We start from the raw sequence: 25,818 nt of genomic DNA, 5'->3' as shown, positions 1-25,818 counted from the left end.
GTGCGAGCGGTCCTCCCGTTGATCGAGCGGTCCTCCTGTTGATCGAGCGGAGCTCCCGTTGATCGAGCGGAGTCGAGATCGGTTGCGCTGTACGAGGTCTCGACTTCGCTCGACCGGCGTGTGGGGACTCGACCAGCGGGCGCGGTGCGCCCTCAGGCGAGGGTTGAGCCGACGGCCCAACCGGCGGCGGCGACGCCAGCGCCGGCCAAGATGATCAGCACGAACCAGACGAGGGCGGTCAGGCGGCGAGTGGCGGGCATCGAGTCGCCGTCGTCGTCCGGATCGTCAGCGTGTCGAGCGACTCCGCGATGCCCGAGTCGCGGGTCGTCGTACTCGTCCTCGTACTCGGCTGCGTCGTACCCCGCGTCGTCGAAGTCTGCGTCATCGAAGTCTGTGTAGTCGAAGTCCGGGCCGTCCCGCTCGGCGTCCTGCCTCGTCTCGGGAATGTCGGGCGGCGACGCCTGCGGCGGACTCACCGGACGGGCGATCGCCGACGTGACACGGGCCGACGCCTGGTGGGGCGCAGGCACGGTGAAGGCGGGAAGTCGGAGTTCGTCGACGGCGTCGAGCACGGCGTGCTGCATGGCGAAACCGTCGATGAAACGATCGTCTGGGTGGCGTTCGGTCGCGCGCAGCACGATGTCGTCGATCTGCGGTGGAATGCCGTCGATGATGTCACCGGGCGCCGGGACGTCGTACGACAGGCGCTGGTAGGCGAGCGCGAGCTGGGTTGAGCCGCTGAACGGCTGACGACCGGTGAGGAGCTCGAACAACAGGACGCCCGCCGAATACACGTCGCTGCGCGCATCGATCTCCGTCGACGACACCTGTTCGGGGGAGAGGTACGCCGCGGTGCCGAGGATGACGCTCGCCGAAGTCACCCCGGCCTCCGCCACAGCGCGCACCAAACCGAAGTCGGCGACCTTGATGTCGCCGGAATCGGAGATCAGGACGTTCTCGGGTTTCACATCGCGGTGCACCAGACCTGCGCGGTGCGCGGTGCCGAGACCGCCGAGCATCGGAACGGCGACCGAGACCACGGCGTGGGGCGGCATCGGCCCACGTTCGCGCAGGAGTTCGCGGATACTGCCGCCGCGCACCAACTCCATGACCAGGAACGCGATCTCACCGTCGATGCTCTGGTCGTAGACCGCGACCAGCCCCGGGTGGCTCAGTCCGGCGACCGCGCGAGCCTCGAACTCGAAGCGGCGCAGGAACTGTGGATCGCCGACGTACCGTGCGTCCATCACCTTGACGGCGACACGACGGTGCAAGCGCAGGTCCGTACCGACATAGACCGCAGACATACCGCCGCGCGCGATCGGCGCGTCGATCTGATAGCGGCGTTCCAGGACGCGGCCGATCAGGGGGTCGGCGGGGGTGCTCACGGTGATCGAATCTACCCGTACGGCACCGCTAGCCGTGTGACCCTGAGGTCACGGGCGGGTAGTGTCATCGTCCGTGGGTTCCCTTCCGCTTTCCATCGACATCCTTCCCGACGACGCCGAGGCGCTCAGCCTTGAGGAGGCAGCCGTCAGGCTGCGAGTCTCCACCGGCCGGATCCGCACGCTGATCCGCGACCACAACCTGCTGGCCGCCTCACGTGGTGGACAACCAGTGATCCCGGTCGCGTTCTTCGGCCCGGACGGCCTCGCGAAACACTTCGAAGGGCTCGTCACGATCCTGCTCGACGGCGGTTACACGCGCGACGAGGCGCTTGAATGGCTGTTCGAAGAACAGGACGACCTCGCGCTGCGTCCCGCGGACGCACTGCACACGCATTCCGCGCGTGAAGTGATCAGGCGCGCGCAAGCCCAGGCATTCTGACCACTGCGTGGAACGCAGTCACCGCGCAGCCGTCAACGTCGCTGCGGCGGCATGGCCGATCCGTGTCCTGGTCGGCACCACGGCTCGAGTGCGCATGACGTCGTAGGACATGTCCTCGATCACGCGCAGGATGTCGCCGTACGACTGCGCTGCCGCCGCGATCGCAGGTCGGCTGGTGCGCGGCAACTGTGCGATCGCCGGCGCCGCGCGGCGATACTGATCGCGGTTCACCGCGATCAGATGGGCGACGGCACGACGCATCTCGCGGCTCGTCGAACGCCGCGCCAGGTCGGCATGCAGCGACTGCGCGTCGACGCCGAACGCGGCGAGTTCGGCCAACGGCAGGTAGATCCGGTCGCGTCGTAAGTCCTCGGCGACGTCGCGGAGGAAGTTCGTCAGTTGGAACGCCTCGCCGAGCAGTGCCGCACCGTCGGCGAGCGACGGGTCGGCCCCGAGGACGGGTATCAGCTGAAGGCCGATGACCGCCGCAGAGCCATACGTGTACTCGGCGAGTTCGGCGAAGGTTCGGTATCGAGACCGGAACACGTCTGTGCCCGGGACGTCCATCCGCATCGAGCGCAGAAACGCCTCAAAGGTGCCGACATCGATTCCGTTGTCGCGCACCGCGACTGCGAGCGCGGCGAGGACATCGGCTTCGCGTGGTCCCAGATCCGGCGGTGCCGGCCGATCCGACAACGCCGCCGTCAGGCCTGCGTCGAGGACGTCGACGCGGAGGGCGGGCGATTCCGGTGGCCCCGGACCGTCGACGACATCGTCGACGATGCGCGCGAACGCGTACAGCGCGTGCACGGCGCGGCGACGTCGTACCGGCAGAAGGCGAGAAGCGAGATAATACGTACGGCCCGCATCAGCAGTGACGGCGCGGGCGACCGCGAAACCGCGCTCCGAGTCAGCCATCGGTGCCAGACGCGCTGCTTGGGCGAAGCACAGCGCCGAACCGATTCAGCCGCAGCGGATCTCGATGACGAAGCGATACCGCAGCCAGGACGCCCAAGGCGAGTGCGAGGAGCGACTCGAGCGGTTTGTAGAACAGGATCGAATCGTCGGGCTGGAACAGGATCAGCAGGACGACGCTGGCTGCCACGACCACCTGGCGCGCCCACAGCGGAAGCGTGAACGCGACGACGATCACCGTGACCCACGTGTAATACCAGGGCAGTGTCGACGGCTCCAGCAGCAGGACTGCGAACACCGCCCAACACATGAACGCCATTGCCGAGCGCTCGTCGCGGCGCCCGCGCCACCAGCAGTAGACGAGCGCGAGAGCCATCACCACGGAACCGACGGTTCGGGTCACTCCGAGGACTTCGTGGAGATTCCACGCGTGGAACGGCGACGCCACCCACGCGATCAGGTGCGCGGCCGCGGTCGGGATCGTGAACGGATTGATGATCCGATTCGCGAACGCCAACCCGTTCAGCCAGCCGAACCCGAGACCGAGAACGACGGTGAACGCACCGAACACGGCCGCAGGGATGGCAGCAGTGGCCGCGAACACTCCGACCCGGTCGCGCACGGTCACCTCGCGTTCCCGGCGTAGATGGTCGAGCCAGATCCACACCACGAACGGCACCATCACACCCGCGGTGACCTTCAACGACACGGCGAGCCCGAGCACCGCCAGACCGCTCGCGTGCCGCCCGTTCAACACCAGGACGATGCCCGCAGCAATGACGCCCATCAGCAGCATCTCGCCGTGCGGGCCGCCGACAAGGTGAATCAGCAGCAGCGGATTGAGCAGTGCGAACCAGACACCTGAACGTCGGCTCGCACCGAAATGCTCGGCGATCCGCGGCACGGCCCACAGGGCCAACAGCAGCCCGGGGAGCAGCACCAGCCGGAAGGCCATCACCCCGGCGAACACATTCTCGCCGGTCACCGCGACGACCCCACGTGCCAGCAACATGAACGCCGGGTTGTACGGCGACGTCGTCGGAGCCCAGATCTGCGCCATCGAGTCGACGATCGGACCGGGCACATGCGCCGGGCCGTCGTTGTACGGGTCGAAGCCCGCGGCCAGGACTGCAGCCTGTCCGAGGTACGCGTACACGTCGCGACTGAACACCGGTATGGCGAACACCAGGGGAGCAGCCCACGCCAGGACGGTGGTCGACGTCGCGCGCAGGCTCATCGCCTCGCGGTCGCGGCCAATCCGAACCCACGCGAGCACCATGGCCGTGATTCCGAGCCAGAAGACGATCCCCGACAACGTCTTGCCGTGACCGTACGACATCGGGACCAGCCCGAGGTGCTCCAGCGTCGCATCGTTGCGGGGCACGTCGGCGAGCCCGTACGTGCCGACGGTGACGGCCACCGACCCGACGAATCCGAGGACGGCGTCGGGGTAGCGGCGTAGGAGATCAGTCACAGTCGACATCTACCGTCCACCGTCGCCGCCGCGCAGCAGTTCGGTGACCCGAGCGGCAGCCAAGCCGCCCGACACGAGAACCGGAGGGATGCCGACGCCCGGCACGGTCGCGCTTCCGGCGAGCACGAGGTTCGGACTGGTCGGCCACACGTTGGCGGTGCGCAGCGGACCGGTCTGGGACGCGGTGTGTGCCGCCGAGAACGGGGTGCCCGCAGGCAGTCCGGCCTGCGACCACGTCTTCGGGTGGTCGATTCGCATGACGCGCATCCCGTCGATTCCCGGGTATCCGCGCGACGCGAGCGTTCCGACGACTTCCTCGACGTACGGTTCGGCGATTCGATCCCAGTCGAGATCGGCGGAGTCGAGATTGGGTGCCGGGGCCAGCACGGACACGGACTCGAATCCGTCGGCGACGAACGTCGACGGATCCCCGACGGCGCTGCGCGTGATCAGGAACGAGCCGTCGGACATCAGTCGCCCGCGCTTGCCTGTGATCTCGGTGAACGTCTGAGTCCACGCCGTCCCGAAGTCGAGGGTGTGATGCCCGGCACGCCACGTGTTCGTGGTCCCGGCGGGCAGTAGACCGTGTACGACGACGGCGCTCGGCGAGTACCGCAGTCGGCGTCGTGGCCGTTCGCCGGTGAGTTGGGCGACGCCGTCTCGTTCGAGAGTCGCGACCACGGCGTCGACGTCGACGACACTGTCGCCGACCGCGACCCCGCTCACCCGTCCGTGCGGGTCGCGACGGATCGACGTGATCGGCGTCTGGTACTCGATGTCCGCGCCGCTGTCGGTGAGTGCATCGGCGAGTACGCGTCCCACGCGTTCCATCCCGCCGTCCGGAGCGAAGACCCCTCGCCCGATGTCCATGTCGGGGATGATCGCGTAGATCGCCCGCGCTCGACGCGGCGGGACGCCCGCGTACAGCGCTTGGAACGTGAAGGCCCGCTGCAGCCGCTCGTCCGCGATGAAGCGCGCGATCGCACCGGTGAGCCCACCGAGCGTTCGTAGACGGACCAGTTCGGCGGCCGACCGTCGAGTGCGCGCATCGGTCAGATCGGCGAGGCCGTCGAAGTTGCGGTCGATGAACGTGTCGAACTCGGCGTCGTACACGCGGCGCAGCCAGTGCAGCAGATCGGCGACGCCGTCGCCCGCCTGCTCGCCGAAGACCGATGCGACTGCGGCGGGAATCGCCGCAGCGTCATGGGGAACAGCCAGGCTCGTGCCGTCGGCATAGTTCAGGACGTACCCGGGGTCGACGGGCCGCAACGCCAGACGGCGGTTCGCCTCGTCGGCGTCGACACCGAGCGCGCCCAGTGCGTCGACGATCAGCGACGGCATGGTGAGGACAGTCGCGCCAGTGTCGAACCGGTGCCCGCCGACGGTCTCGGTGCGGACGAGTCCGCCGGGGGAGTCCTCGGCTTCGAAGACGGTCACCTCGGCTCCGTTCGCACGGAGATGCGCGGCCGCGGCCAGACCTGACAGACCGGCGCCGATCACGGCGACGCGCGGCGCCCGAGTCGCCATCACCGACTCCGGACGGTGATGCGATGCGCGAGCGTGCGCAGGTCGGCGCGAGCCGCCTCGTCGCAGTCCAGGTCCTCGATCCGTGTCAGGCCGGCGTCGCGGCGCTCGGCGATCTGTCGCTCGATCTCGGCGACGGCTCCGGAATCGACGAGAACCCTGCGGGCCGTCGCGACTTCGGCGTCGTCCAAGGCGCGCCCGATGCTCGACCGCAAGAGGTCGCGGGCAGCCTCGTCCGCCCGCTGAAGTGCGACGGCGAGCAGGGCGGTGCGCTTGCCCGCGACCAGGTCGTCGCCGGACGGCTTTCCGGTCTCCTCCGGGTCGCCGAACACGCCGAGCAGATCGTCGCGGAGCTGGAACGCGATGCCCAGATCGATGCCGATCCCGTGCAGTTCCCGGCGCATGCTCGTGTCGGCGCCGCCCAGCGTCGCGCCGAGCTCGAGGGGCCGGGCCACCGTGTACGCCGCGGTCTTGTAGGTCATGACGCGTTCGGCCGCCGTCGTCGACTCGTCGCCCGACGCCTCGTTCGTGATGTCCAGGAACTGGCCGGCCAACACCTCGGTCCGCATCTGCGACCAGACGGCAGATGCCGCGAACGGGACGGGACGAGACGGGGCGCTCTGGTCGGCGACGCCGACGGGCAGGACACCGTGGAACAGGTCATCGGCCCAGGCCAGTGCGAGGTCGCCGATCAGGATGGCGGCCGAGTCGCCGTAGTGGGCGGCGTCGTGATTCCAGCGTCGAGCGCGGTGCAGGGCCTCGAAACGACGGTGCACGGTCGGGTTGCCCCGCCGAGTGTCGGATCGGTCGAGGATGTCGTCGTGGACGAGCGCACAGGCTTGAATGAGCTCGATGGCCGCGCACACTCGTAGCGTCTCGTCAGGTGTCATCGGAGTTTCACTCATCGTGATTTTATCTCCGGCGCAGCGACGTCCGGCATAGACGAACATCGGACGAATGCGCTTGCCGCCAGTCATCACGAACTCGCGTAGAGCGGTTCCACCGTCGCCGACCGTCGGATAGATCGAGTCCAGAATCGGTGCTGTGGCCTGGAAGAACTCCTCCAGCACCGCGTCGACAGCGGCAGGCACATCGGTCAGATTCAACACGCGGTCAGCCTACCGGGGCGACGTCGGGTGACCGGCCTCACGGCTGCGGTGCGAGAGGAGTAGCTCGTCTGACGGGTCTGGGGCGAATTCGACTCGTCCGTATGATCAGGAGCGTGAGTGAAGCAACTGTGTCCGCGGCTGCGCGCGCGGGCGGCCAGTCGGTCGTCGAAGCGATCGCGGCCCGAGGCAGCGGCCCGGTGCCGTTCTCCGTCGAGTTCTTTCCGCCGCGTGACGCCGAAGCAGAGGCCCGTCTCTGGCGCGCAGTCCGCATCTTCGAGCGAATGAATCCGGCCTTCGCGTCGATGACCTATGGCGCGGGCGGATCGACACGGGATCGCACCGTCCGCATCGCGGGCGAGTTGGCGACCGAGACGACTCTGCTGACGATCGCCCATCTGACCGCTGTCAATCACAGCGTCGACGAACTGCGTGCCCTCGTCGGTGCGTACGCCGACAAGGGGATCGTCAACCTCCTCGCGCTGCGCGGGGACCCACCCGGTGATCCGCTCGGTGCATGGACTGCGCACCCCGACGGCGTCGAGTACGCATCCGAACTCGTCGATCTGATCGACGGTCTCGGCGATTTCCACACGGGTGTCGCGTCGTTCCCCGAAGGACACCACAGCGCTCCCGACCTGGCCGCCGACACCGAGAACTTGATCCGCAAACTGCGTGCGGGTGCGGAGTATTCCGTCACCCAGGTCTTCTTCGACGTCGAGGACTACCTGCGGCTGCGTGATCGGGTGGTGGCCGCCGACCCGGAGCAGGGCGCCAAGCCGATCATCCCCGGGCTCATGCCGATCACGTCGCTCGCGGGCGCGCGTCGGATGACGGAGTTGTCGGGCAGCAGAATTCCCGCCGATGTCGAGGAACGACTCGCACGTGCTGCGGGCGACGGGCCGGAAGAGAACCGCGAAGCGGTCCGCGCCGTCGGCATCGACCTGTGCACGGAGACCTCGGAACGGTTGATCTCCGAAGGCGCGCCGTGCCTGCACTTCTGCAGTCTCAACTTCGCGAAGGCCACCAGCGAGGTCCTCGAGCGGATCGGCATCGACACTCGGGGAGCGCTCGCGCCGGTCTGATCGTGCCTACCGGGAGATCAGGCCTACTGGAGTATCTCGCCTATTGGGGACATCAGGGGTCCTCGGGGTCGGTATCGTCCTTGGACACTTTGTCGGCCACTTTCTGCAACGGCTTGGGCAGCGGCTTGGACTTGAGGACTCGGCCTGGTCGCGGGCTGTTGTCGCGGTTCTTGTACGCGGCGACCGCGATGAATGCCATCACCGCGGCGCACAGCAGCAGCATGAACCACGACCAGCTCGGGACGGCTGCGGTCGCGGGGTCGGCGTACTCGGCGTCCGCGTTGAACTCAGTGGTCTGGCCCGGGGCCGGTATCCAGGTGACTGTGGAGTCGCCGGTCTGCTGGCCGTTGGTCGCGACCACTGGGCCGGCGAAGTCCACGGTGATCGAGACGTAGGAGGTCTGTTGGTCGAGCTCGGCGAGTGCCGTCGACCCGCGCAGACGCACGAAGTCACCGCTTCGCGTCACCTTCATGTCGACCGTGGCCGTCTGATCGGGGAGTGCAGCGGCGACGATGGACCCGAGCTGGCCGAACTGACCGGTCGACAGGTGGTCGAACGACAACTGGGCTCCGGTCTTGCCTTCGGCGGTCGGTGCAGGCGTGTCACCGGTGTCGGGTGCGGTCGTGGCCGTCGGCGCCGGAGCCGTGTCCTTCGTGGGGAAGTCTGAGGCCCACACCTGTCCGCTCAGCGAAGCGGGGATGTCGAAGGCAGGCGTGGTCGGACCGGAGTCGGGGCTGGTGGCGACGATGACGCGACCCGAGAACTGATCACCGACAGTCGTCGACTTGGTCAGGCACCCGGACAACAACGGGACCAGCGCAAGCAGTGCGACGACAGCGAGGATCGGTACGCGACACAGTGACTTCACGGTGTCATCGTGCCAGAGGACTGCGTCGATCTCCGTTGCGACACGGGTCGACCCGGTCGGTCAATGGGAGCGGCCTGCCCAGGAATGCGAACGGCCGAGGGTCGCCGATGAAGGTGAAGCGCCGTAGGACGTCCCCGAACCCGAGGCGCCGGTACAGCGACCACGCGCGGTTCTCCTCGTACGGCACCTCGGGAGTCGAGAGCAGTACCTTCGACTCCGGTCGGTCGGCGAGCAGCGCGGTCAGCAGTCGCTCGCCGATCCCTCGGCCCTGTGCCATCGGATGGACGTGGAGTTCGGTGAGTTCGAAGTAGTCGGCGGTGAACGCGGCGATCTGCTCGGCGGTGCTGCCCGTGCGTCGCAGCCCGGACCGCAACTGCTGATTCCACCACTGGTCGCGGGCTCCGCGGTACCCGTACGCGACTCCGACCAGGACCTCGCGATCGGATCCGGTGAGGCCGTCGACGCGCAGACGAGTCACCGCGGGGCGGAGTGCGTCCACTGCGGAGACGCGAGTGACCGCGCCGACGGCGAACCAGCCGGGGCGTGCGATGTGGTCGCGCCACAGGGGCGACCGATGGTGTTCGGTGCTCCGCGGATAGTCCATCGCCGTCACGTAGACGTGCACGGCGGGATCGAGCCAGCGATCGGCGTCGGCGGGGTCGAGCGCCACGATCCGGAACGGGGACGGTGATGTCATGGCGTGCAACCCCCTTTCCCTCCGGCTGTCCGCGATCTCGCACCGCGGGTGGTCGAGAATCCTTCGCCGACGACATTAGCGCGCGGAATTGTCAGACCTCCGTGGGAGTCTCGACTTCAACGGGCCCAGGAGGACGGGCCGAGCCGAAGAAGTGAGTGAGGCGAGATGACACAGCCCCTGCGGTCGCAGTCGAAGCAGATCGTCGACGAGCGCGTCGTGATCCGCAGCCGGGAGCTCCTCGAGCGCGCGGAGGTGCTGTTCGACGACGCATCCGCAGTCGACGACGACGGCGCCGAGCGGTTTCGTCTGTTCTATCTGGCGGCGATCAGGGCTGCGGGCGCGGTCCTCGTCGTGCACGAGCCTGCCGGTCCGGTTCGCAGGCGCCGTGATGCACGGGACGCCTGGAGTCGCATTCGTGCGGTCGCGCCGGAAGCCCACGATCTCGCCGAGTATTTCGGCGGGCTGTCCGCGATGCGCGCGAAAGTCGAGGCAGGGCTTGTCCGCACCGTCGATTCCACCCTCTGCGACCGTGTCGAACGGCGTGCCATGGAGTTTCTCGATGTGGCAGATGCCACGCTGTTGGCGTATGAACAGGGGAAGATCGGGCATCGCCGACGGACATCGACCCGCGAAGGTGGTCGGATGGCCGATCTGCTCGTATCATGAGAAGTAACTGGGCGACGACAAGATGACGCCCGGACGACCAGCGAGGGAGGGATGGTGCCGCTTTCCGAGCACGAGCAGCGGATGCTCGATGAAATTGAAAGCGCGCTGTACGCCGAGGATCCGAAGTTTGCCTCGAGCGTCACCAAGCGGCGCGTAGGTCGTCCGACGGCGCGACGTCGTCTGATTGCATCACTCGGGTTCCTCATCGGACTCGCGATGTTGGTCGGCGGCCTCATGGTCGACTTCGAAGTCGGCGGACTCAAGATCCTGAGCTTCGCCGGATTCCTCGTCATGTTCGGTGCCGCAGCATTCGGGCTGCTTGCACCGAACCGTGCGGGCACGCACGACGCGAGCGGCTCGCAGTCGGGTCCGCGCGGCGACACGAAACAGGACAGAGGCGGACGGCCGTCGTTCAGCGAACGGATGGAATCGCGATTCCAACGGCGCTTCGAGCAGGACGACAGCTGACGACCTGAGTCATACGACCGAATAGTTCGACCCGAGATCGGGGTCGCACACCTTCATCACGAAGGGGTGCGGCCCCGATCTTTGTCTGCTCTGCGTGCCCTCGGCGCCCCCGCGTCCCCACCTTCCCCCACCCGGTGCCCCCACTTTCACCCACAATCCTCTCTATGGGTGCCCCACCAGGCACTGCAGTGTCTTTTCGTCCCGCCAGTAGGTACGTGACACGCGCGGACACGGCGCGGAAATCTGAGAATCACCTGGATGTGATTGCCTCTGACCTGCTGTTTTATCCGTCGGTGGTGGGGAAGTGGGGCATGATGGGTGGAAAGTGGTGGAAAGTGGGGTAGTGTGGGTATCACTGGGCGAGGGGGACACCGGAACCACTGAACTCAGCATCGGGTGAGGAGGTGCCGACATGGCTCGTTTCGTCGGCACATACACACCCAAACTGGATGACAAAGGGCGACTGACGTTGCCCGCGAAGTTTCGGGACGCACTGTCAGGAGGGGTCATGGTCACGAGAAGCCAAGATCACAGCCTGTCGGTGTATCGAGCCGAAGAGTTCGACTCCATCGCAGACAAGGCCGTGGCGGCGTCGCGCAACGATCCCGAAGCGCGAGCGTTCCTCCGGTACTTCTTCGCAGGCGCCGACGAACAGCGACTCGACGGTCAGGGGCGGGTGAGCCTCTCGAGTGAGCATCGCGGATACGCATCGCTCACCAAGGAGTGTGTGGTGATCGGCTCGTACGACCACCTCGAGATCTGGGACGCGCAGAAGTGGCGCGAGTACCAGGCGCAGCACGAGGAAGCGTTCTCGAACGCGGGCTCGCAAGCGCTGGACTCGATCCTCTGATGACCCCGGTCATGACAATGCGGCCAGAGCTGTTCTGGACGACATCGATCAACTGAACAGGAACTTACGACACCTGCGGTGAGATGAGGCCTCGGCCCGATCGACCCTGACGTACTTCCCCAACGCCAGGTGCGCTCGGGCGGGGACCCCGCCTCACCGCAGAGTCGTATCCGCAGACCGGCGCAGTTCTGCCGGCGCAGCACACCTACGGCGATCTGGAGGAGGGGAATGGTGAACGACCGTCAGCACGGCGAACACGGCCACGTGCCAGTGATGGCCGAGCGGATGTTCGGGCTCCTGGAACCCGCCCTCACCCGAATCGCCGACGACGGGTCCGGCAGCGTCCTCGTCGACGGGACACTCGGAGCCGGAGGCCACACCGAGTACTTCCTGAGCAGGCTTCCCGGGCTCACGGTCCACGCCATTGACCGAGACACCTCGGCCCTCGACATCGCCCGTGAGAGGCTCGCTACGTTCGGCGACCATGTCGTCTATCACCATGCTCGTTACGACGAGATCGGTGACGTCGCTGCAGCTGCCGGTCTGGCAGCCGTCGATGGAATCCTCCTCGATCTCGGTGTGTCCTCGATGCAACTCGATCGCGCCGACCGCGGATTCGCCTACTCCGTCGACGCGCCGCTGGACATGCGGATGAACGCCGACGACGAGCTGACCGCGGCCGACGTCCTCAACACGTACGATCACGGCGCGCTCGCCCGCGTCCTCAGCGAATACGGCGAGGAGCGGTTCGCCGGAAAGATCGCGTCGGCAGTGCTGCGTGAGCGGGCCGTCGAACCGTTCACCACGTCGGCGAGGCTCGTCAAGTTGCTGTACACGACGATTCCGGCCGCGACGCGTCGAACCGGCGGGCATCCAGCCAAGCGAACGTTTCAGGCGCTCCGGATCGAGGTCAACCATGAACTCGAGTCGCTGCGCGGAGTGATCCCAGCGTCGCTGCAGTTGTTGGCCGTCGGCGGTCGCCTCGCGGTGATGAGCTATCAGTCGCTCGAAGATCGGATCGTCAAACGCGACTTCGCGAAAGTCGTCCGAAACACCACTCCCGCTGGACTTCCGGTGGATCTACCGGGTACGGCCGCCCGTTTCGGACTCGTCACACGTGGTGCAGAGCAGGCCGATGAGGCTGAGCGAGAAGAGAATCCGCGGTCGGCTCCGGTACGGATCAGGGCCATCGAACGCATAGCAGCAGACGTCGGGGGACAGCAGTGAACGAAGGGGGAGCGCGATGAGCATGATTGTCGACGACCGTACGAAGGGGGTCGAGAGCCGCAAGACGGGGAACAGTGCCCGTCCGTCGGGTGCGCGTGCTCACGCAGGCGCCACACGCCGCGGCCGTGCCGGGGCAGTCGACCGCTCGACCCGGTCGAAGGCCGCACAGCGTGCACTCGACCGGAGGCAGCGTCGCATGTCGCCCGACGCGGCGGTCTCAGCTGTCGCCCGCAAGCGAGTGGGCGGTGTCCCGCTGGTCTTCCCGGTGCTGCTGCTCATCGCGGGCGCGCTCGGGCTCACTCTCTACTTGACCACCAAATCGGCGCAGGACTCGTACGCGCTCGACGCCATGCGCGAGCAGAACCAGACCCTTCAGGACAAGCGGGACGATCTCAAGCGACAGCACGACCTCGCCGACTCGGCGCCGGCCCTCGCTGCGAAGGCCGGGGACCTCGGCATGGTGCCCAGCCAGGGCGCTGTACAGATCGTCATCGGCGCCGACGGCAAGGCGCACCGGGTGGGCGCGCCCACTGTCTCGGAGGGCGGTCGCCTGCCCGATCTGAACCCGGCTCCGGACCCCGTCGACAAGATCGACCCGAAGGGTGTCGACGATTCGGTAGGCCTGCAGGGGACGGGGGACTCCGCTGCACCGACTACTGGCGCCCCGAACACCGCGGCCCCGAACGCGACGACGCCTGCCCCGAACACGACAGCCCCGAACACTGCAGCACCGAACACCGCAGCACCGAACACCGCAGCACCGAACACGACGGCCCCGTCGGACCGTCCGGCGCCCAACGTCCGACCGAACGCCGACCCGAGCCGTCAGGTGAGTCGACAGCAGACGAACGTCACTCCTCCCGTCGACGCCACGCCGGAGCGTAATGCGGAACCTGCGCGCTGACGCAGGGGAGAATCGACGATCATGACCCGATCTCGATCTGTCCGCCCGCCGGGCTCTCGGCCGGGCATTCGATCGACGGCCGGTGCGCCCGAGGCTCCGCAGCCTGCCGACGACCGGATCGCCGAACTCGACACTGCGCCGTCCAAGCGCTTCATCGGCAGACAACGGATGCTGTGGATCGTCGTCGCTCTCGCGTGCGCACTCGTCGCAGGCCGAATGGTGTACGTCCACGTCATCGCGGCCGACTCGATCTCGGCCGAGGCCGCGCAACAGCGAACGGTCACGTCGGTGCTGCCCGCGACACGCGGTTCGATCGTCGACAGCGAAGGCCGACTCCTCGCCCACACCGACGACGCGCGCGCACTCACGTTCCTGCCGAAGTCGGTCCGCAAGTCGATCGCCGACGAGCACGAGAAGGACCCGAGCCTTCCCGACGTCGACACCCGACTCAAGGAGATCGCCGCAGGCGTGTCGTCTGCCCTCGGCGGCAGCATCAGCACCGAGGACCTCTGGTCGAAGCTGACGTCCGACAAAGACTTCGTGTATCTGGCGCGTTCGATAACGCCGGAGATCGCCAGCGGGATCATGGACGAGTTCCCCGAGGTCGGCGCCGATCCGCAGAGCATCCGTGTCTACCCGGGCGGGTCGCTCGCCGCGAACATCGTCGGCGACGTCAACTACGACGGGAACGGCGCCGAAGGTCTCGAATCGTCGATGGAGTCGGTACTGGCAGGCACCGACGGCACCGAGACATTCGATCAGGGCGCGGACGGCGCAGTGATCCCCGGCAGCAGCCGCAACGTGCATCCGGCGATCGACGGCAAGACCGTGCGCCTGACCATCGACTCCGACGCTCAGTGGTTCGTCCAGACTCAGGTCAACATGGCGAAGAAGGCGTCGGGCGCAAACAACGTCTCGGCAGTGGTTCTGGACAGTCACACCGGACAGGTGGTGGCGATGGCCAACGACAGCACATTCAATCCGTCGCTGCCCGCAGACGAGCAGGGCGACGCCGACCGCGGAAACCGGTCGGTGACCTCACCATTCGAGCCCGGATCGGTCAACAAGGTAGTCACCGCGGCCGCTGCCATCGAGTACGGGGTGACCAATCCCGACGAGGTGCTGCAGGTGCCCGGGTCGATCCGGATGTCCGGGATCACCGTCAACGACGCGTGGCCGCACGGAACCGCGCCGTACACGACTACCGGCATCTTCGGAAAATCCTCGAACGTCGGCACTCTGATGCTGGCGCAGCGGGTCGGCGAACGCAGGTTCGCCGACATGCTCGGCAAGTTCGGGCTCGGCGCGACGACCGGTGTAGGACTGCCCGGTGAGAGCCCCGGCGCGGTGCCTGCGCTCAGCCAGTGGTCAGGCGGGTCGTTCGCCAACCTGCCGATCGGTCAGGGCCTGTCGATGACTCTGCTGCAGATGACGTCCATGTATCAGGCGATCGCGAACGACGGGGTCCGGATCCCCCCGCGGATCATCGAGGGCGGCGACGCACCCGAGTCCGTACAAGTGGTGTCGCCGAAGACCGCGCACACCGTGCGCGACATGTTTCGCGCGGTGATGCAGGACGATGAGGGCGGACCACAGCAGGGCACCGGTGCGTCGGGAGCGATCGCCGGATATCAGACGTCTGGCAAGACCGGCACTGCACAGCAGGTCGATCCCAAGTGCAACTGCTACTCGCGGTCGAGTTACAACATCACCTTCGCGGGCATCATGCCTGCCGACGATCCCCGGTACGTGGTCGGAATCATGATGGACAACCCGGTCCGCAGTTCGGACGGCGGCGGCGGACAGAGCGCGGCTCCGCTGTTCGGCACGATCGGCAAGTGGCTCCTGCAGCACGAACGAGTCCCGTATTCGCCGCAGCCCGCGCCGCGCCTGCGCCTGCAGTCCTGAACGGTCGAGAGTCACGGTAGATTCGTCTACCGACACGCGGTGGACGTACGAGCCACGGCGGGAACCAGAGGTCGGGCGAAAGCGTCGTGACGACGGACGGGTCCCAGACCGGCGATGTTACGAGAGGGGTTGCGCAGTGAGCGCACAACACGATCCGCAGGCGGTTCAGATGCGACCGGCGACCGAGCCGGTGAGCGTCACCGAACTCGCCGACGTCGCGGGCATCGTCGTCGACGGCAGCGCGGACGCCGTGCAGGTCTCGGGCGCCACGCTGCGGGCCCAGAGCTGCGGACCGGGAGACCTGTTCGCCGCCATGCCAGGGCAGCGTCGGCACGGAGCCGAGTTCGTCGATCAGGCCGTCGAGGCCGGTGCGGTCGCGGTGCTCACCGACCAGGCAGGCCTGGACATCGTGCGCGCCAGTGAGCGAGGAGCCGGTCTGCCGGTGCTCGTGCACGCGGATCCGCGTGCGGTGCTCGGCGCGGTCTCCTCCCGCGTGTACGGCGATCCGTCGACGTCGCTGACCCTCATCGGAATCACCGGGACCTCGGGCAAGACCACGACCTCATACCTCGCGGAGGCCGCACTGCGAGCGACCGGAGCCAGCGTCGGCATCGTCGGGACCACGGGGTCACGACTCGACGGCGAGCCGATCCCCAGCGAACTGACCACGCCCGAGGCTCCCGATCTGCAACGGCTCCTCGCGGTGATGCGCGAGCGCGGCGCCGACGCCGTCGTGATGGAGGTGTCCAGTCACGCACTCTCTCTCGGCCGCGTCGACGGCTGCCGGTTCGCGGTCGGTGCGTTCACGAACCTCTCGCAGGACCACCTCGACTTCCATCACACGATGGACGACTACTTCGCGGCCAAGGCACGGCTGTTCGCCGCGGACTCCGCGGCACACGCCGAACGGTCGGTGATCTGCGTCGACGACGTCTGGGGCTCGCAGATGGCCACCGTCGCCGCGGCTGGCGGCCGCCGCGTCATCACCGTCTCCACCGCCGACACCGCTGCAGGCGACGACGGATGGCGGGTCCTGGAGACGACGCAGACGGGGCAGGGCACCCAGCAGATCCGCGCCGTCGACCCGGCAGGCGTCGAACGCGACGTCGTCCTTCCGCTTCCCGGCGCGTACAACGTCGCCAACGCACTCGTCGCGCTCGCTGTCGTCGCCGAAGCCGGTGCGGACGTCGAGCGGGCGATCGCTGGACTGACGACGGTCGCTGTGCCCGGACGCGTCGAGAAGGTCGAGCGGGGGCAGGACTTCCTCGCCGTCGTCGACTACGCCCACAAGCCCGCCGCAGTGGACGCGGTCCTCGCGACGCTCGGCGCGCAGTCGTCCGGCCGGATCGGCGTGGTCATCGGAGCAGGCGGCGATCGGGACACCGAGAAGCGTCCGCTGATGGGCCAGGCCGCGGTGCGTGGCGCCGACCTGCTGATCGTCACCGACGACAACCCGCGCAGCGAGGATCCCGCCGCGATCCGAGCCGCAGTCATCGCAGGCGCAGACCAGACACCAGGCGACGTCCGGCGCGCCATCGACGTGCGCGAGATCGGCGACCGCCGGGCCGCCATCGCCGCGGCGGTCGAATGGGCGCAGCCCGGTGACGTCGTCCTCATCGCAGGCAAAGGTCATGAGACCGGCCAGGAGATCGCGGGGGTGAAGCACCCGTTCGATGACCGACTGGTTCTCGCCGACGCTCTGGACACACGGCTGTCAGACACAGGTGAGGCACCGGACGAGAGGAACCAGGCGTGAGCGGCGAACCGTTGAACGTGTTGATCGCAGAACCGGGGGCCGACGTCGGCGCCGCCAAACGGCTCGTGCGAGAGATGGTTGCCGTGGCCGCGGAGTCCGGTGCGGGGAGCGGGCATCGGGCTGCGTCGCAGGCGGAGACGGGCCGACGAACCTGGGCGGTGTTCGGCGAACTCGCGGACGGTGACGGGCTCGACGACAATGCGCGTGCACTCGCTCACGACGGACTTGGCCGTCAGGCGGTTCGCGTGGCCGTTGACAAGATCATCGCGGTCGGAACCACTCGGATCGTCCGTGCACTGCACCAAGGCGCGGTCATGGAAGGCTCCTGGGGCGACGAAGCGGCGTTCGTCGCGACGCCTGCCGCCGCGATCGACCACATGCGGACCGAACCCGGCTATACGCCCGGACCGGGCGACGTCGTCGTCATCGCGGGACCAGCAGATCTCGCGCCCGCTCTCATCGACTATTGGCGTGACGACGTCGGTCTGCAGGTCAGGATCGTGGAACTGTGATCTTCGACGCGCGGCGGGTCACCCGATGCACCCCGGGCGGTCGTCCTCACGATAGATTCAGAATTCAACTTCTCTCGACGAGTGAGGACTTCCAGCTGTGACCCAGATTCTGATCGCGGGTGTGATCTCGCTGGCGGTGTCGATTCTGCTCACCCCGGTGTTGATCAAGGTGTTCTCCCGCCAAGGATTCGGCCAGGAGATCCGTGTCGAAGGACCGCAGAGTCACCAGGCCAAGCGCGGTACGCCGTCGATGGGCGGCGTGGCGATCGTGGCCGCACTGTGGCTCGGCTACCTGGGCGCGCACCTCGTCGGAATCATCCAAGACGGCTCGGGACCGAGCGCGTCGGGTCTCCTCGTCCTCGGTCTGGCGACGGCTCTCGGCATCGTCGGCTTCCTCGACGACTTCATCAAGATCCGCAAGCAGCGGAACCTCGGGCTGAACAAGACGGCCAAATCAGTCGGCCAGTTCCTCGCTGCGATCATCTTCGGCGTATTGCTCCTGCAGTTCCGCAACGGAGCCGAACTCACTCCGGCCAGCGAGCACCTGTCGTACGTGCGCGACATCAACGTCATCTCGCTGTCGGCGGTCGGCTTCGTGTTCTTCTGCTGGATCGTCGTCGCCGCGTGGTCGAACGCGGTGAACTTCACGGACGGACTCGACGGTCTCGCGGCCGGATCCGCGGCGATGGTGATGGGGGCGTACGTGCTGATCACCTTCTGGCAGTTCCGTCAGTCGTGTGAACTGCTCGGCGCGAACGACGACAAGGCCGGTTGCTACCAGGTCCGTGACCCGCTCGACCTCGCCGTCGTCGCCGTCGCCGCAGGCGGCGCGTGCCTCGGATTCCTCTGGTGGAACGCAGCCCCCGCCAAGATCTTCATGGGCGACACCGGATCGCTGGCGCTCGGCGGCCTCGTCGCCGGTCTGTCGATCACCACCAAGACCGAACTCCTGGCCGTCGTCCTCGGTGCGTTGTTCGTCGCCGAAATCGTCTCGGTCGTCGTCCAGATCGCGTTCTTCCAGACCACCGGAAAGCGCGTGTTCCGGATGGCGCCGTTCCACCACCACTTCGAGTTGGGCGGATGGGCGGAGACCACGGTCATCATCAGATTCTGGTTGTTGACCGCCATCGCCTGCGCTCTCGGCCTGACCCTGTTCTACAGCGAGTACATCTCGCATGGCAGCTGACGTGTCGAGCGTTCCGCTCGCGCTCGGCGGCGCACGTGTCCTCGTCGCCGGGGCCCGCGCCACCGGGCTGTCAGTGCTGGACCTGCTGCTCGAGCAGGGTGCGACAGTGACGATGCTCGACACCAAGTTCATCGAGGGCTGGGTCGATCCGGATCTGCAGGCCCGCGATGTCGCCATGCTGGGGCCGGACGCGTTCGCCGGTCCCGACGGATCGGTCCGCGCACCGTCGGACGTCGATCTGATCGTCGTCTCACCGGGATTCCGGCCGGACGACCCGCTTCTGGAAGCGTCGGCCGCTGCCGGGATCCCAGTGTGGGGCGACGTCGAACTCGCCTGGCGAGTCGACCGTTCCGGCGTGTACGGCCCGCCGCGCACATGGCTCGTGATCACCGGTACCAACGGCAAGACCACCACCACGTCGATGGCGGAAGCGATCGGCGAAGCCGCGAGCCTGCCGATCGTGGCCTGCGGAAACATCGGTCTGACCGTGGTGGACGCGTTGCGCGCAGCCCCGCGTGCCGACGTGTTGTGCGTGGAGATGTCATCGTTCCAACTGCACTGGGCCCCGTCCGTTCGTCCCGCTGCAGGCGTCGTGCTGAACGTGGCGCCCGACCACCTGGACTGGCACGGCTCGTTCGAGGCGTATGCGCAGGCCAAGCAGCAAGCGCTCCTGGGTGCCGTCGCGATCGTCGGCCTCGACGACGAGGTCGCGTCCGAACTGCCGGTCGGCGACGGTGCTCGACGCATCGGCTTCACCCTGGGCGCACCGGCGTCGGGGGAGCTCGGAGTGATCGAGGGAACCCTCGTGGACCGGGCGTTCGCAGGTGCGCCGGTGCCCCTGATCGCTGCCGACCGTGTTCGCCCGTCCGGCCCGTCCGGTCGCGCAGACGCTCTCGCCGCCGCGGCCCTCATGCGCGCCGCTGGCGTGTCGGCCGACGCTGTGGAACGCGGACTCGCGGGCTTCTCGCCGGGCGCTCACCGCGGGCAGGTCGTCGGCGTCATCGACGGCGTCTCATTCGTCGACGACTCCAAGGCCACCAATCCGCATGCCGCGCAGGCCGCGGTCGCCGCATTCGACCGGGTCGTCTTGATCGCGGGCGGACTCCTGAAGGGGGCCGCCGTCGACGATCTGATCACCCGGAACACACAGCGGCTGGCCGGTGTGATCGCAATCGGCGCAGATCGGGAGACGATTCTGGAAGCGATTGCGCGACACGCCCCAGAAGTCCCAGCAGTCACAGTATTCACAAGGGACGATGGTTCGGTGATGACTCAGCGGACTGGTGACGACACTCCCGCCATCACGGCGACCGGTGCGGACGGCGCCGACGCGGTGATGGCACAGGCGGTCTCGGCTGCCTGGCAGTTGGCAGAGGCAGACGCTCGTGGTGAACGCGGCGGAGTGGACGCGGTGCTCCTGGCGCCTGCAGCCGCATCGCTGGACATGTTCGCGAGTTACGGGGCGCGGGGCGATTCGTTCGCCGCAGCGTCCGCAGCCCTCGCCGACGCGCGGCTCGCATGAGCGCGCGGAAGGCCGGAGCCCGACGTCGGAGCACGAGCGACGACGTAGCCGACGTCGACGAGTTCGTCGACGTCGACCTGGATGCAGACAGGGATACCGACGGGGACGCGACCGACGAGGGCGATGTCGGCGGGGACGACTCGACTGGCACGGTTGGGAACACCTCGGACGGGACCTCTGCCGACAGTGCCGACACCGACGGCGTGCCCGAAGACTCGCCCGACGACGAGCGTCCGCGGCCACGTCGTCGGCGCCGCGAGAATCCTGGCGCTCGCGCCGCGGCTCCGCAGGCGGCGCGCAGCCTGAACTTCTCGATGTCATCGGTGGACGTCAGAGGCGTCGTGACAACCCTGCGTGACGGTGTGAAGACACTCCTCGGCAAACCGTTGACGTCGTTCCACATGGTGCTGTCGCTGACCGTGATCCTGACCGTCCTCGGCCTCATCATGGTCCTGTCCGCATCGTCGGTGGAGGGGTACGCCAAGGACGGATCCGCCTACGGCATGGTCACCACGCAGGCGATCTTCGCCGCGTTGGGTCTGCTCCTGTTCTACGGAACTCTGAAAGTCCCGATCCGATTCTTTCGACGGTTCGCGACCGTCGGCATCATGGTGGCGACACTCCTGCTGGTCTTGGTCCTGGTGCCTGGCATCGGTGTCACCGTCAACGGTGCGCGCCGTTGGTTCTCCATCGCAGGCCTGTCGGTGCAGCCGTCCGAACTCGTCAAGGTCGCACTGTGCGTGTGGGGTGCACACCTGCTGGCGTCGCGGCGAAGCGTCGGAACGTTCGGCAAGGAACTGCTGCTGCCGCTCGTGCCCGTCGGCGTCCTGATCTGTGCGCTCATCATCCTCGAGCCGAACCAGTCGACGACCATGATCATCGCGCTCATCATCGGCGCACTCCTGTGGTTCGCTGGCCTCTCCGGACGGGTGTTCGGCGGCTTCGCGATCGGCTTCGTCGTGATCGCCGTCGCCCTAGCATTGTCGTCGAGTTACCGTGCGGCCCGCGTGTTCAGCTTCATCGGTCGCACCAACGACCCGTTGGGCGACGGCTATCAAGCCACGCAAGCGCAATATGCGCTCGCGAACGGCGGCGTGTTCGGGGTCGGACTCGGACGCAGCACCGCGAAATGGAACTATCTTCCGAACGCGCACAACGACTTCATCTTCGCGATCATCGGCGAGGAACTCGGCCTCATCGGGGCGTTGACCGTCGTCGGGCTCTTCATTCTGCTCGGCTGGGTCGGCATGCGCATCGCACGACGCTCCATCGACCCGTTCCTGCGACTGCTCTCGGCAACGATCACCGTGTTGTTCCTCGTGCAGGCGTTCATCAACATCGGTTACGTCATCGGCCTGCTGCCGGTCACGGGAATCCAGTTGCCGATCCTGTCGAACGGCGGCACCTCGATGTTGACGATGTTGGCGATGCTCGGGCTCCTCGCGACGGCGGCCCGCCATGAACCAGACGCCGTTCGCGCACTGAGCGCGGCCCGGCCACGCGGGCTCGCTCGTGTCCTACGCCTGCCTGTTCCCGAGATGTACCGTCCGCCGCGGGCCGACCAGCTCCGCGACCGCCTCGAGCGCAGGCGGTCGACGCAGAGCGACGGACGACGTCCCGCTCCCGCACGCGCTCGCCGTCCGCGGCCCACGTCGGCGGCGCCGCGACGGACGGGCTCGGTCTCGTCCGGAGAGATCCACTATCCTGGCGGGCGAGGCGGGTCGGCTCGGCAGTCGCGCCGACCGCGGCCGGAATCAGTCCGGCGCGACCAGTCCTGGTCGCCGCCGAGTCGAGGGAACAGGGGTCGTCCGCGACCCGAATGGCCGAACGGACGGGAGTACAGGCGCCGGTGAGCAAGCACAGTGAGTCCGGCGACAGGCCGTTGTCCGTCGTGGTGGCAGGGGGCGGAACAGCGGGCCACATCGAGCCGGCACTCGCAGTCGCCGACGCTGTCCGGCAACTCGATCCGGCGGCGCGCATCACGGCACTGGGCACTGTCCGAGGCCTCGAGACCAAGATCGTTCCGGAACGCGGCTACGACCTGCGACTGATCCCGCCCGTGCCGTTGCCGCGCAAGCCCGGCATGGAATTGGCGAAGACCCCGTGGCGCGTCGCCAGATCGGTGGCCGCGACACGCAAGGTCTTCGCAGAGGTCGACGCCGATGTCGTGATCGGTTTCGGCGGGTACGTCGCATTGCCCGCATACCTCGCCGCACGCGCGGAACTGCGCAAGTCGGGTCGCCGTCCCGTCGTCATTCACGAGGCGAACGCCAGCGCAGGAATCGCGAACAAAGTCGGCGCGAAGGTCGCCGACCGAGTGCTCGCCGCTGTCGCCGACAGTGGACTTCCTGACGCCGACGTCGTCGGCATCCCGGTGCGTGGCGCGATCACCACCCTCGACCGCGCTGCGGTGCGCGCGCAGGCGCGATCGTTCTTCGGCCTCGATCAGAACGCGCCGACCCTGTTGGTGTTCGGCGGCTCGCAAGGGGCCCAGCGACTCAACGAGGCCGTCGCACCGGCTGCGACGGCCCTCGGCGCGGCGGGCATCGGGGTGCTGCACGCGTATGGACCGAAGAACTCGATCAGCCCCGTCTCGCCTGCAGGAGCGCCGCCGTACGTCGGCGTCAGCTACCTCAACCGGATGGATCTCGCCTACGCGGCAGCCGATCTGGTGATGTGCCGGTCCGGAGCGATGACAGTCGCCGAGATCTCGGCGACCGGGCTGCCAGCCGTCTACGTTCCGCTGCCGCACGGCAACGGTGAGCAGCGACTCAACGCGCTGCCCGTCGAACAAGCGGGCGGCGCGGTGATCGTCGACGACGAGGTCGTCACCGCCGAGTGGGCCGGACGCGAGATCCCGGCGTTGATCACCGACTCCGACCGGCTGGCCGCCATGGGGACGGCAGCGGCAGGTGTGGGGCATCGCGACGCGGCGGTCGCCGTCGCGACCGCTGCACTGGAACTGGCACGAGAGAGAAGAACCCGATGACCGCGCCCGCAACACCACAGCAGCTGCCAGCGCAACTCGCCCGCGTGCACATGGTCGGTATCGGGGGAGCGGGCATGTCCGGTCTCGCTCGGATCCTCCTCGCCCGTGGCGGACAGGTGTCGGGCTCGGACGCCAAGGACTCGCGCGGCATCCTGGCACTGCGGACCAGGGGAGCCCTGGTCCAGGTCGGCCACGACCCGACGGCTCTCGACCTGCTCGACGGCGGTCCGACGGTCGTCGTCACGACCCACGCTGCGATCCCGAAAGACAATCCCGAACTCGTCGAAGCACGCGACCGGGGCATCGAGATCCTCTATCGACCGCAGGTCCTCGCGTTGTTGATGGCCGACTACCGGACCCTGCTGGTGTCCGGGACACACGGCAAGACGTCGACGACGTCAATGTCCGTCGTCGCGCTGCAGCACTGCGGCGTCGACCCGTCGTTCGCCGTCGGCGGTGAGCTCAACGAGTCGGGGACCAATGCGCACCACGGAAGCGGCGACGTGTTCGTGGCCGAAGCCGACGAGAGCGACGGCTCACTCCTGCAGTACACCCCCGACGTCGTCGTCGTCACCAACATCGAAGTCGACCACCTGGACTTCTTCGGGACCGAGGCCGCCTACGTCGACGTCTTCGACCAGTTCGTCGCGCAGATACGGCCCGGCGGCACGCTCGTCCTGTGCCTGGACGATCCGGGATCGGCCGCGCTCGGCGGGCGCTGCAGTGCTTCGCTGACCGAGCGGGGCGTGGCCGTGCTCGGCTACGGCGGCGGCGACCACGCCGATCTCGCGCCCGACGTTCCGCTCGTCGCCGAACTCCTCGAGGTGACGCCGCGCGGGGCGGGCAGCACGTCGGCGGTCCGATTGCACGCACCGGTCACCGAGGACGTCGTCGAACGTTCCTTGGAGGTGACTCTCCCGGGCAGGCACATGGCGCTCAACGCACTTGGCGCACTCGTCGGGTGCGTGCGCACCGGAGTCGACGCCGATGCCGTCGCCGACGGAATCGAGGGCTTCGGCGGGGTTCACCGACGGTTCGAGCTGCGCGGTCGCGAGCGTGAAGTGGATGTGTTCGACGACTACGCGCACCATCCGACCGAGGTCCGTGCGGTGCTGCAGGCCGCGCGCGATGTGGTCCATCACGGTTCCGGCCGGGTGATCGCTGTATTCCAGCCGCACCTGTACTCGCGGACCGCCGAGTTCGCATCCGAATTCGCCGCCGCACTCAGCCTCGCGGACGAAGTGATCGTCGCCGACGTGTACGGCGCGCGAGAGGCCCCGCAGCCCGGCGTCAGCGGACTTCTGATCGCCGACCAGGTGACGGCCCCCGCAGAGTTCGTGCCGCACATGTCTGAGATCGCCGGAGCCGTCGCCGCACGCGCCCGGCGAGGTGACCTCGTCTTGACGATCGGTGCGGGCGACATCACGATGCAGGCTGCGTCGATTCTGTCGGCGCTGGCCGCGAGCGAATGAGCCGTCGCCGCGGGCGCGGCGAGAACGGTCGACGTCCCAGCCGTGCAACGGTGATCGTCACCGCGCTCCTGGCGGTTCTGCTCGTCGGAGCAGCCGTGGCGATCGCCTATTACACACCGCTCATGTCCGTGCGCAACGTCGACGTCGTCGGCGCGAAGGTCGTCGACGCGAACGAGATCCGGCGGGCCGCGCAGGCGCCGACCGGTACGCCGTTGCTTCAGGTGGACACCGTCGCCGTCGCCGACCGCGTCGCAGTGCTCCCCGAGATCGAAGAGGTGACGGTCGAGCGGAGTTACCCGTCGACCCTCACGATCGACGTGACCGAACGGGTTCCCGTCGTCACGCTGGAGCAGGACGGAAAGATCGGGGTCATGGACCGCCTCGGCATGGTCTATCGGAGCTTCCCAGACCGGAAGTCCCTTCCGGCGCCGTTCGTCGGGCTGCCGACGGTGGTGACCGGCCACCCGGGACCGAAGGATCCGACCACGAAAGCGGTACTGGCGGTCGCGCAGGAACTGCCCGACTGGCTGCGGAGTCGCACGACCTCTATCGAGGCGTCTTCGCCGGCCGACATCACCGTGGAACTCAAGAGCGGCCGCCATGCGGTGTGGGGCGATTCGTCGCAGACCGCCGAGAAAGCAGATGCGCTCCGCCAGATTCTGAAGCTCAAGGGCGACGAACTCAACGTCTCGAGTCCGGACTTCCCTGCGATCAAATAATCGCCGAGGCTCGAATACAGCGTCCGCTGGGCGGGCTCGGCCGCGCTGGCTCCCGGCTGCGCTGTGACGACTTCGCCAGGGAAGACTTCGCCGGGGAAGACTCCGCTAGGGGAAGAATTCACCGACGAATCGCGACACGCCCA

General features: G+C 67.7%; 23 protein-coding genes. 16 read left to right on the top strand and 7 right to left on the bottom strand.

Translation table 11 applies throughout. From position 1 onward, the window contains the following. Positions 1 to 152: 152 nt before the first annotated feature. A complete protein-coding gene (locus tag L5G32_RS10995) occupies positions 153 to 1,388 on the bottom strand; it encodes a protein kinase domain-containing protein (RefSeq protein ID WP_237011077.1) in 1,236 nt (411 codons plus the stop codon). 73 nt (positions 1,389 to 1,461) lie between these two features. On the opposite strand from L5G32_RS10995, the gene L5G32_RS10990 reads away from it, so the two are divergent. Further along, positions 1,462 to 1,827: an Rv2175c family DNA-binding protein gene (locus L5G32_RS10990; protein ID WP_237011076.1), complete on the top strand. Its 366-nt coding sequence runs from the start codon at positions 1,462 to 1,464 to the stop codon at positions 1,825 to 1,827. Between the two features lie 18 nt (positions 1,828 to 1,845). On the opposite strand, the gene L5G32_RS10985 is transcribed toward L5G32_RS10990, so the two are convergent. Genes L5G32_RS10985 through L5G32_RS10970 form a run of 4 tightly spaced genes read right to left on the bottom strand, consistent with a single transcriptional unit; the run spans position 1,846 to position 6,849 of the window. After that, positions 1,846 to 2,745: a phytoene/squalene synthase family protein gene (locus L5G32_RS10985; protein ID WP_237011075.1), complete on the bottom strand. Its 900-nt coding sequence runs from the start codon at positions 2,743 to 2,745 to the stop codon at positions 1,846 to 1,848. Beyond that, a complete protein-coding gene (mptB, locus tag L5G32_RS10980) occupies positions 2,738 to 4,225 on the bottom strand; it encodes a polyprenol phosphomannose-dependent alpha 1,6 mannosyltransferase MptB (RefSeq protein WP_237011074.1) in 1,488 nt (495 codons plus the stop codon). Before mptB ends, L5G32_RS10985 begins: the two co-directional genes overlap by 8 nt. Further along, positions 4,226 to 5,743 (bottom strand): phytoene desaturase family protein, encoded by a 1,518-nt coding sequence (gene crtI, locus L5G32_RS10975; RefSeq protein ID WP_237011073.1) that lies wholly within the window; start codon positions 5,741 to 5,743, stop codon positions 4,226 to 4,228. Next, a complete protein-coding gene (locus tag L5G32_RS10970; RefSeq protein WP_237011072.1) occupies positions 5,743 to 6,849 on the bottom strand; it encodes a polyprenyl synthetase family protein in 1,107 nt (368 codons plus the stop codon). The genes crtI and L5G32_RS10970 overlap by 1 nt, the downstream gene beginning before the upstream one ends. A gap of 101 nt (positions 6,850 to 6,950) precedes the next feature. Between L5G32_RS10970 and L5G32_RS10965 the strand changes: the two genes are divergently transcribed. Continuing rightward, positions 6,951 to 7,931: a methylenetetrahydrofolate reductase gene (locus tag L5G32_RS10965; protein ID WP_237011071.1), complete on the top strand. Its 981-nt coding sequence runs from the start codon at positions 6,951 to 6,953 to the stop codon at positions 7,929 to 7,931. Between the two features lie 52 nt (positions 7,932 to 7,983). Here L5G32_RS10965 and L5G32_RS10960 read toward each other — a convergent pair whose 3' ends face one another. Beyond that, on the bottom strand, positions 7,984 to 8,799 hold the full coding sequence (locus L5G32_RS10960) for an LppM family (lipo)protein (RefSeq protein WP_237011070.1): 816 nt from the start codon (positions 8,797 to 8,799) through the stop codon (positions 7,984 to 7,986). A gap of 4 nt (positions 8,800 to 8,803) precedes the next feature. Continuing rightward, positions 8,804 to 9,496: a GNAT family N-acetyltransferase gene (locus tag L5G32_RS10955; RefSeq protein ID WP_237011069.1), complete on the bottom strand. Its 693-nt coding sequence runs from the start codon at positions 9,494 to 9,496 to the stop codon at positions 8,804 to 8,806. Positions 9,497 to 9,661: 165 nt separating this feature from the next. Between L5G32_RS10955 and L5G32_RS10950 the strand changes: the two genes are divergently transcribed. From L5G32_RS10950 to L5G32_RS10885, 14 genes are all read left to right on the top strand, one after another. Then, positions 9,662 to 10,162 carry an SAV_6107 family HEPN domain-containing protein gene (locus tag L5G32_RS10950; protein WP_237011068.1) on the top strand — a complete coding sequence of 167 codons (501 nt, stop codon included), beginning with the start codon at positions 9,662 to 9,664 and terminating at the stop codon, positions 10,160 to 10,162. Between the two features lie 54 nt (positions 10,163 to 10,216). Continuing rightward, positions 10,217 to 10,630, top strand: coding sequence for an SCO2097 family morphological protein (locus L5G32_RS10945; RefSeq protein WP_237011241.1), 414 nt, complete (start codon positions 10,217 to 10,219; stop codon positions 10,628 to 10,630). A 412-nt stretch (positions 10,631 to 11,042) separates the two neighbouring features. Further along, the gene (gene mraZ / locus L5G32_RS10940; RefSeq protein ID WP_237011067.1) at positions 11,043 to 11,480 is read left to right on the top strand and encodes a division/cell wall cluster transcriptional repressor MraZ; all 438 of its coding nucleotides are present in this window, start codon (positions 11,043 to 11,045) and stop codon (positions 11,478 to 11,480) included. A gap of 228 nt (positions 11,481 to 11,708) precedes the next feature. Further along, positions 11,709 to 12,707: a 16S rRNA (cytosine(1402)-N(4))-methyltransferase RsmH gene (gene rsmH / locus L5G32_RS10935; RefSeq protein ID WP_237011066.1), complete on the top strand. Its 999-nt coding sequence runs from the start codon at positions 11,709 to 11,711 to the stop codon at positions 12,705 to 12,707. A gap of 16 nt (positions 12,708 to 12,723) precedes the next feature. Continuing rightward, positions 12,724 to 13,611: a cell division protein FtsL gene (ftsL, locus tag L5G32_RS10930; protein WP_237011065.1), complete on the top strand. Its 888-nt coding sequence runs from the start codon at positions 12,724 to 12,726 to the stop codon at positions 13,609 to 13,611. A 21-nt stretch (positions 13,612 to 13,632) separates the two neighbouring features. Next, the gene (locus tag L5G32_RS10925; protein WP_372491685.1) at positions 13,633 to 15,519 is read left to right on the top strand and encodes a peptidoglycan D,D-transpeptidase FtsI family protein; all 1,887 of its coding nucleotides are present in this window, start codon (positions 13,633 to 13,635) and stop codon (positions 15,517 to 15,519) included. A gap of 169 nt (positions 15,520 to 15,688) precedes the next feature. Next, on the top strand, positions 15,689 to 17,275 hold the full coding sequence (locus tag L5G32_RS10920; RefSeq protein ID WP_237011239.1) for a UDP-N-acetylmuramoyl-L-alanyl-D-glutamate--2,6-diaminopimelate ligase: 1,587 nt from the start codon (positions 15,689 to 15,691) through the stop codon (positions 17,273 to 17,275). Then, a complete protein-coding gene (locus tag L5G32_RS10915; RefSeq protein WP_237011064.1) occupies positions 17,272 to 17,787 on the top strand; it encodes a UDP-N-acetylmuramoyl-tripeptide--D-alanyl-D-alanine ligase in 516 nt (171 codons plus the stop codon). The genes L5G32_RS10920 and L5G32_RS10915 overlap by 4 nt, the downstream gene beginning before the upstream one ends. Before the next feature lie 97 nt (positions 17,788 to 17,884). Then, positions 17,885 to 18,973, top strand: a complete 1,089-nt coding sequence (gene mraY, locus L5G32_RS10910; RefSeq protein ID WP_237011063.1) for a phospho-N-acetylmuramoyl-pentapeptide-transferase — start codon at positions 17,885 to 17,887, stop codon at positions 18,971 to 18,973. Further along, a complete protein-coding gene (gene murD, locus L5G32_RS10905) occupies positions 18,963 to 20,495 on the top strand; it encodes a UDP-N-acetylmuramoyl-L-alanine--D-glutamate ligase (protein WP_237011062.1) in 1,533 nt (510 codons plus the stop codon). Before mraY ends, murD begins: the two co-directional genes overlap by 11 nt. Beyond that, on the top strand, positions 20,492 to 22,348 hold the full coding sequence (gene ftsW / locus L5G32_RS10900) for a putative lipid II flippase FtsW (RefSeq protein WP_372491684.1): 1,857 nt from the start codon (positions 20,492 to 20,494) through the stop codon (positions 22,346 to 22,348). Before murD ends, ftsW begins: the two co-directional genes overlap by 4 nt. Then, the gene (gene murG, locus L5G32_RS10895) at positions 22,315 to 23,484 is read left to right on the top strand and encodes an undecaprenyldiphospho-muramoylpentapeptide beta-N-acetylglucosaminyltransferase (RefSeq protein WP_237017904.1); all 1,170 of its coding nucleotides are present in this window, start codon (positions 22,315 to 22,317) and stop codon (positions 23,482 to 23,484) included. The genes ftsW and murG overlap by 34 nt, the downstream gene beginning before the upstream one ends. Next, entirely contained in the window at positions 23,481 to 24,956 is a 1,476-nt protein-coding gene (murC, locus tag L5G32_RS10890) for a UDP-N-acetylmuramate--L-alanine ligase (RefSeq protein ID WP_237011060.1), read from the top strand. Before murG ends, murC begins: the two co-directional genes overlap by 4 nt. Next, positions 24,953 to 25,675 (top strand): cell division protein FtsQ/DivIB, encoded by a 723-nt coding sequence (locus tag L5G32_RS10885; protein ID WP_237011059.1) that lies wholly within the window; start codon positions 24,953 to 24,955, stop codon positions 25,673 to 25,675. Before murC ends, L5G32_RS10885 begins: the two co-directional genes overlap by 4 nt. Positions 25,676 to 25,818 lie beyond the last annotated feature (143 nt).

Origin of the sequence: Gordonia zhenghanii (assembly GCF_021738965.1) — a bacterium.
GTDB lineage: Bacteria > Actinomycetota > Actinomycetes > Mycobacteriales > Mycobacteriaceae > Gordonia > Gordonia zhenghanii.
The sequence above is the reverse complement of the archived record's forward strand: the minus strand, read 5'-3'. Positions and strand labels throughout refer to the sequence as shown.

What these genes read in the sequence shown, in the direction of transcription:
- L5G32_RS10885 (WP_237011059.1), top strand. Translation starts at nt 24,953, where the DNA reads ATGAGCCGTCGCCGCGGGCGCGGCGAGAACGGTCGACGTCCCAGCCGT.
- L5G32_RS10955 (WP_237011069.1), bottom strand. Translation starts at nt 9,496, where the DNA reads ATGACATCACCGTCCCCGTTCCGGATCGTGGCGCTCGACCCCGCCGAC.
- mptB (WP_237011074.1), bottom strand. Translation starts at nt 4,225, where the DNA reads ATGTCGACTGTGACTGATCTCCTACGCCGCTACCCCGACGCCGTCCTC.
- L5G32_RS10965 (WP_237011071.1), top strand. Translation starts at nt 6,951, where the DNA reads ATGATCAGGAGCGTGAGTGAAGCAACTGTGTCCGCGGCTGCGCGCGCG.
- L5G32_RS10985 (WP_237011075.1), bottom strand. Translation starts at nt 2,745, where the DNA reads ATGGCTGACTCGGAGCGCGGTTTCGCGGTCGCCCGCGCCGTCACTGCT.
- crtI (WP_237011073.1), bottom strand. Translation starts at nt 5,743, where the DNA reads ATGGCGACTCGGGCGCCGCGCGTCGCCGTGATCGGCGCCGGTCTGTCA.
- mraZ (WP_237011067.1), top strand. Translation starts at nt 11,043, where the DNA reads ATGGCTCGTTTCGTCGGCACATACACACCCAAACTGGATGACAAAGGG.
- L5G32_RS10925 (WP_372491685.1), top strand. Translation starts at nt 13,633, where the DNA reads ATGACCCGATCTCGATCTGTCCGCCCGCCGGGCTCTCGGCCGGGCATT.
- L5G32_RS10950 (WP_237011068.1), top strand. Translation starts at nt 9,662, where the DNA reads ATGACACAGCCCCTGCGGTCGCAGTCGAAGCAGATCGTCGACGAGCGC.
- L5G32_RS10920 (WP_237011239.1), top strand. Translation starts at nt 15,689, where the DNA reads ATGCGACCGGCGACCGAGCCGGTGAGCGTCACCGAACTCGCCGACGTC.
- rsmH (WP_237011066.1), top strand. Translation starts at nt 11,709, where the DNA reads ATGGTGAACGACCGTCAGCACGGCGAACACGGCCACGTGCCAGTGATG.
- murD (WP_237011062.1), top strand. Translation starts at nt 18,963, where the DNA reads ATGGCAGCTGACGTGTCGAGCGTTCCGCTCGCGCTCGGCGGCGCACGT.
- murC (WP_237011060.1), top strand. Translation starts at nt 23,481, where the DNA reads ATGACCGCGCCCGCAACACCACAGCAGCTGCCAGCGCAACTCGCCCGC.
- murG (WP_237017904.1), top strand. Translation starts at nt 22,315, where the DNA reads ATGGCCGAACGGACGGGAGTACAGGCGCCGGTGAGCAAGCACAGTGAG.
- ftsW (WP_372491684.1), top strand. Translation starts at nt 20,492, where the DNA reads ATGAGCGCGCGGAAGGCCGGAGCCCGACGTCGGAGCACGAGCGACGAC.
- ftsL (WP_237011065.1), top strand. Translation starts at nt 12,724, where the DNA reads ATGAGCATGATTGTCGACGACCGTACGAAGGGGGTCGAGAGCCGCAAG.